Source organism: Shewanella sp. 11B5, from assembly GCF_002836795.1.
GTDB classification, from domain to species: Bacteria; Pseudomonadota; Gammaproteobacteria; order Enterobacterales; family Shewanellaceae; genus Shewanella; species Shewanella frigidimarina.
This window is the reverse complement of record NZ_PJAP01000487.1, coordinates 1-6,074: the sequence shown is the minus strand read 5'-3', so window position 1 is coordinate 6,074 and position 6,074 is coordinate 1. Positions and strand designations below refer to the sequence as shown.

The 6,074-nt window shown below is 43.7% G+C and carries 4 protein-coding genes and 1 pseudogene; 4 read left to right on the top strand and 1 reads right to left on the bottom strand.

The annotated features are described in order from the left end of the window. Positions 1-155 (bottom strand): AIR carboxylase family protein (locus CXF78_RS11400; protein WP_145991424.1); only part of this gene is annotated, 155 nt, incomplete at its 3' end. A gap of 305 nt (positions 156-460) precedes the next feature. Here CXF78_RS11400 and CXF78_RS11395 point away from each other — a divergent pair. From CXF78_RS11395 to CXF78_RS11380, 4 genes and pseudogenes are all read left to right on the top strand, one after another. Further along, the gene (locus tag CXF78_RS11395) at positions 461-2,317 is read left to right on the top strand and encodes a vWA domain-containing protein (protein WP_102036846.1); all 1,857 of its coding nucleotides are present in this window, start codon (positions 461-463) and stop codon (positions 2,315-2,317) included. Positions 2,318-2,338: 21 nt separating this feature from the next. Next, positions 2,339-2,956, top strand: coding sequence for a sigma-70 family RNA polymerase sigma factor (locus CXF78_RS11390; RefSeq protein ID WP_165871077.1), 618 nt, complete (start codon positions 2,339-2,341; stop codon positions 2,954-2,956). After that, positions 2,953-3,801 (top strand): hypothetical protein, encoded by an 849-nt coding sequence (locus CXF78_RS11385; RefSeq protein ID WP_102036844.1) that lies wholly within the window; start codon positions 2,953-2,955, stop codon positions 3,799-3,801. The genes CXF78_RS11390 and CXF78_RS11385 overlap by 4 nt, the downstream gene beginning before the upstream one ends. Before the next feature lie 202 nt (positions 3,802-4,003). Beyond that, positions 4,004-6,074, top strand: a pseudogene (locus tag CXF78_RS11380) (PD40 domain-containing protein); the annotation flags it as partial.

Sequence of the window (6,074 nt, the reverse complement as noted above, 5' to 3'; positions counted from 1 at the left end):
GAACTTGCAAATTCCATTAGCTTGTCTGGTGTTCTGTGAGCTGAAACAACTTCAACATGATAAGGCACTTGTAACTTATCCATAATCTCAGCGGCGGCTTCCATTGTCGGCCAATCACTTTTCGAACCCATTACAACAGCAACTAGGGCTTGCATGTTAACTCCTTAACGTACTTATTCTATTAGTATATTTAGTTAACTCGCTCAGTAGGGTACAGCGGCGGTTAACGTCAATATTAAGGCGATAAAAAAGGTGCTAGATAATAGCATAAGCCGTGCTCTGTTGGCTGCATTTCAGTGTTTCTTGAGGCTAACACTCAGTTTCTAAATACGAAAACTACTTAAACACATTGTATATAAATAACCCTTTTACTTATCGCGCTCGTTATTAGCTGTATGCAAGGTCACTTTGTTGATGCGGCCAATATGAATAAATCAGTCGATAGATTAGAGGAATAACCATGAACAATACCCATAAACAACTTACTAGCAGCGCCTTAGCCATCGTGATTAGTGCGATTATTATCAGTGGTTGTGCGCAAGAATCCAAAGACAGTGCGAAACAAAGTCAGCCCCAATCTACTTCTAAAAATCAGCCAGCTTCTAAAATTCAATCCGCGAGTAAAACGGATTCCTCTGCACAAGCGCGTCCCGAGTTATCTGAGGTAGCAGGCTTAGTGATGGCGTCTGAGCCACAGGCTGATTTATACCAAGGCTCAAAGGAGCTACATCGCAGTGCTAAAGTCATGACATCGTCAATGGCGCAGCGTATTGTGAGTTCTCAGCATGTTAGCGTAAGTGATCGCAATTTCTCTTTGGCACCAACGACTAATGATAAGTTTGAGTCGGTAGTGCAAAACGGCAATATGGTTGCTGGCGAAACACCGGTATCGACATTTTCAATTGATGTTGATACTGGCAGTTACAGCACTACGCGCAGATTAATCAATCAAGGCCAACTGCCGACTAAGAATACCGTTAGGGTAGAAGAGTTAGTCAATTACTTCAGCTATGACTACCCAGTACCGACAAATACTGAGCAGCCATTTAGTGTCAATACTGAATTAGCACCATCACCTTACAATGCAGATACTCAGTTATTACGTATTGGCCTTAAAGGGTTTGATGTTGCGCCTGATAAGCTTGGCGCAAGTAACTTGGTGTTATTACTTGATGTGTCAGGCTCTATGTCGTCTGCTGATAAATTGCCATTATTGAAACAAGCCATGCTAATGCTGAGTCAGCAATTATCGGCGCAAGATAAAGTATCGATTGTGGTGTACGCCGGTGCCAGTGGTGTAGTCCTTGACGGTGTCGCAGGTAATGACTTTAGCGCCATTAAAACAGCCCTAAGTCAGTTAAATGCGCAAGGTGGCACTAACGGTAGCCAAGGTATTCAGTTGGCGTATCAATTAGCGCAAAAGCACTTTATCGAAAACGGCAGTAACCGAGTCATATTAGCCACCGACGGTGACTTTAACTTGGGGATGACAGATCATCAGCAATTGGTCGATTTCGTTGCCAGTCAAAGCAAAAAGGGTATTGGCTTATCAACACTTGGTTTTGGACTAGGTTCAGGTTCTGCCAGCTACAACGACCATTTGTTGGAGCAATTATCCAATAAAGCTAACGGACAATATGCCTTTATCGACACCTTAAATGAAGCACGAAAAGTGCTGGTTGATCAACTTAGTGCCACACTGTTAACCATTGCTCACGATGTCAAAGTGCAAATTGAGTTTAACCCTGCGGTGGTGTCTGAGTACCGACTGATTGGTTACGAAAACCGCTTGTTAAATCGCAGTGATTTTAATAATGATGCTGTTGATGCTGGCGAAATTGGTGCGGGTCATACTGTTACTGCATTATATGAAATTCGTTATAACGACAGCCATAATCGCCTAGTTGATCCGCTGCGTTATGCCGCTACAGAATCGACGCAAATAGATGATGCTAAAGTTCATCCACATACCGCAAATGAAGTGGCTTATTTAAAGCTGCGTTATAAAGCGATTGGCGAACAAGACAGTCAATTAATCACTTACCCCATTAACCGTGAGCAGCAGCTAACGCATTTACACCAAGCCAGTGACCATTTTAGATTTGCTGCGGCAGTTGCAGGTTTTGGTCAGCTGCTTAACCAGAATAATTATGTCCACGATACTGATTATGCTAAGTTAATTACACTTGCTGAGTCTGCAATGGGCCAAGACCGTTTTGGCTATCGCCATGAGTTTGTGCAAATGTTAAAAACTGCAAGTGTACTCGATAAGCAGGTTTTGATGACTGAACCTGAAACTCGTTGGGTTAGCCAATAAATGCGTCACAAAAAGGATAAAATGGTGCCAACATCAATACACCCTAAGGATGAGTCGTTAATTCCTCAAGTGGGAAGTGACGAGCAACTGATGCTCGACTACCAAGCCGGTGACGTACGCGCGTTCGAAGCCTTATACCTTAAACACAAAGGCCCTTTGTACCGATATTTTGTGCGTCAATTACATGACCAGCAGCTAGCCGAAGATTTGTATCAAGATACCTGGGGTAAGGTGATTAATGCGGCGAAGCAATATCAAGTCACGGCTAAATTCACCACTTGGTTATATAAAATTGCCCATAATTTATTGATTGACCACGTGCGAGCAGTTAAGCCTCTCGATAAGGTTACCCCGCTTGGTGAAGATGAAACCATGGACAGCTTACAAGCCGACGATCAAACTTCGCCCGAGCCACAAGTTGAGCTGCAGCAACAAGCCGATATGATGAAGGGTTGCATTGCTAAGTTACCCGCAGTGCAAAAAGAGGCTTTTTTACTCAACATTGAAATGGGCATGACCGCCGCCATGATAAGCGACATTGCTAATGTGACTTTAGAAGCAACTAAAAGTCGTATTCGTTATGCTTATCAGAGTATTAAGCAATGTATTGCTAATCAAAGGCAGGAGACAACATTATGAGTCAGCAACAAGATCATGATGCAGAGTTCACTGCATTACAAACTGAAATCAAAGATGCTTATCATCAACAACCATTAGAGCAACCCTCTGCAGAACTTGATGAAGCCATATTAGCCAAGGCGCGTTCGGGGGTTAACGTCACTAAAGTGAGTTCAACTAAAAAATCAATCTGGCAACGCAATGCTTGGGTGTACTCAAGTGCTGCCTCAGTGTTGCTGGTGGCGGGATTATTTATATTAAATCCAAGTTTGCAAAAACACCTTGGCACAGACTCGGAACAAAGCGTACCTGCTCAGCAGTCATCATTTAAGCAGGTCAAATCGACATCGGATGTACCTAAAGTAACAGAATCACCAGTTGAAGATGCCACAGCCGCAGAATCGATTGCCGTACAGGGATTGTCGATGAGTTCAGCGCCAATGAATAGTCAACGTGTTAATCGTGATGTAGTCAGTGAAGCATCTGATAACAATCGGTCTGATAGCAACGGAACCATTGAATCTCAAATGGCAGATAAATCGTCCGCGGTAATGAGTGCCGCGCCAGCACCTGCCAAAGTAAATGCAGAAGCACAAAAGAAAGCATTAGAGCTGCAATCACGTAGCCATGACAAGGAGGTGCAACAAGTGAAACAGTCATTTAATGGTTCGTTAAAAGGTGACATTGAGTTAGATACTGCTGATGTTGCTTTGGCTCGTTTAAAAGTATTAATGGCCGACAATAAACTGATTCAGGCTGAGCGTTATATGATCACCATCGATCAACGCTTCCCTGAGCTATCAGATCCATCGCATCCACTTTATGAGCAATACCATAAAATTGTTCTGCAACTGACTTCGCAGTAAGCAAAATACCAGAACACTAAGACGGTAAAATACCAACGGCTAAGCAATTATTGCTTAGCCGTTTTTGTTTCCTGTAGAGCTTAGTTACATTTTTGTACTGCAACAATTGGCATAACTCTGATAACGTGAATCAATCAATAAAAATAGCCTACTCGATAACGCGTTATCTCTAATTATCGATTTTATAAGGAAGCTCCTCATCATGAAACTTCGTCGCTCCGTTGCGCATTGTATGTTGGCACTAGGCACTTTAGCGTGTTCATCAATGATATTCGCCAACGCCTCAAATCAAGGTTATTACCGTGCTCCAGCCTTAAACGATCAAACCTTAGTGTTTACTGCCGAAGGCGATCTTTGGACTAAGCAACTCAATCAAACCAAAGCCAGCCGCTTAACCAGTTTGGCCGCAGAAGAGTTAGACGCAACTATTTCTAAAGACGGTAAATGGGTGGCATATACTGCCAATTATGAAGGTGCAACCGAAGTGTATGTGATGCCAATTGCAGGCGGCGTAGCTAAACGTGTGAGCTTTGAAAACAGCCGAGTACGTCTGCAAGGCTGGACAGCGTCTGGCGAAGTATTGTATTCAACCGACAACGCCTTTGGCCCGGCTAACTTCTGGGTGCTTAAAACCGTTGACCCACAATCCTTAACCATTACCGATTTACCGTTAGCTGACGCAGTCGAAGGCACCATTGATGATAAAGGTGAATATGTTTATTTTACCCAATTTGGTCTGCAAGTTAGCGGCGACAATGTCAAAGTGTATCGCGGCGGCGCCAAAGGCGAAATTTGGCGTTATAAGTTAGGCAGTAAACAAGAAGCGCAGCAGTTAACCAGCGCCCATGAAGGCTCGGTTAAACAGCCAATGCTATGGAACCAGCGTGTTTACTTTGTCAGTGACCAATCAGGCAATGACAACATTTGGTCAATGACACTAGATGGCAAAGACATTAAACAACATACTCAATACAGCGACTGGCAAGTGCGTGACGCCCAGCTTAATAATGGCCGTATTGTATTTCAGCAGGGCGCCGACATTAAGTTGCTTAACTTAGCCGATCTTGCAGAATCTACAGTAGCCATCGAGCTTACCAGCGACTTTACTCATCGCCGTGAGCAGTGGGTTAACGACCCAATGGATTACGCCACCTCGACAGTATTTTCTCATCAAGGCGATAACGTAGTAATAACGGCCCGTAGCCATGTAGCTATTGCCAGCAACGATGGTCGTCGTTTAGTGCAAATAGATTCACCCGCCGATAGTCGTGTACGCGATGCATTGTTAAGTGATGACGGCAAATGGGTTTATGGCATTAGCGATGCGTCTGGCGAACAAGAAATTTGGCAATATCCTGCCGACGGTTCTGCTGGTGCTAAGCAGCTCACTAAAGATGGCAGCACCTTACGCACCAGCTTGTCGTTATCTCCCAATGGCCGTTATTTAGTGCATGACGATTACATGGGCAATGTATGGTTACTTGATTTAATCCGCAACAATAACCAAAAAATCATACAAAATGGTGAGGGTTTAGGTCCTTACCAAGACATAAAATGGTCTGGCGACAGTCAATTTATTGCGCTAACCAAGGCTGAAATTGGCAAACAACGTCCGCAAATTGTGTTGTATTCCATTAACGAATCAAAATCACAAACCTTGACCACAGACAAATACGAGTCGTTTTCTCCTAGCTTTAGTCACGATGGTAAATGGTTGTATTTCTTGTCTAACCGCGAATTTAAAGCTAATCCTGGCTCGCCTTGGGGCGACCGTAACATGGGACCGATTTTTGACAAGCGCACTCAAGTGTTTGCCTTAGCGTTAGATGCTAAAGCATCTTTTCCGTTTGCCAAACCAACCGAGCTTACCGTTAACAAAGACGCAAAAAAAGCTGACAGTAAAGACCAAGACACCCCAGCAAAAGTCAAAGTAGAGTGGGACGGATTAAACCAACGCTTATGGCAAGTGCCAGTTGATGCAGGTAACTACAATAGCTTAACGGCAGCTAAAGATAAGCTGTATTTATTGGATGGTAGCCAAGATAAAAGCGAGCTAAAACTGGTTAAGTTTGATCCGCTTAATATTAAAGTCGACACCTTTGGTGAAGATGTCGGCCAATATTCGTTATCAAAAGATGGCAGTAAAATCATGCTGCGCAAACAATCTGATCCTAAAAGCCTCATGATTGTCGATGCCGGCGACAAACTTCCCAGCGATGTATCGCGCACCAAAGTCAGCACCGACCAATGGCAATTAAGTATTTCGCCGCAGC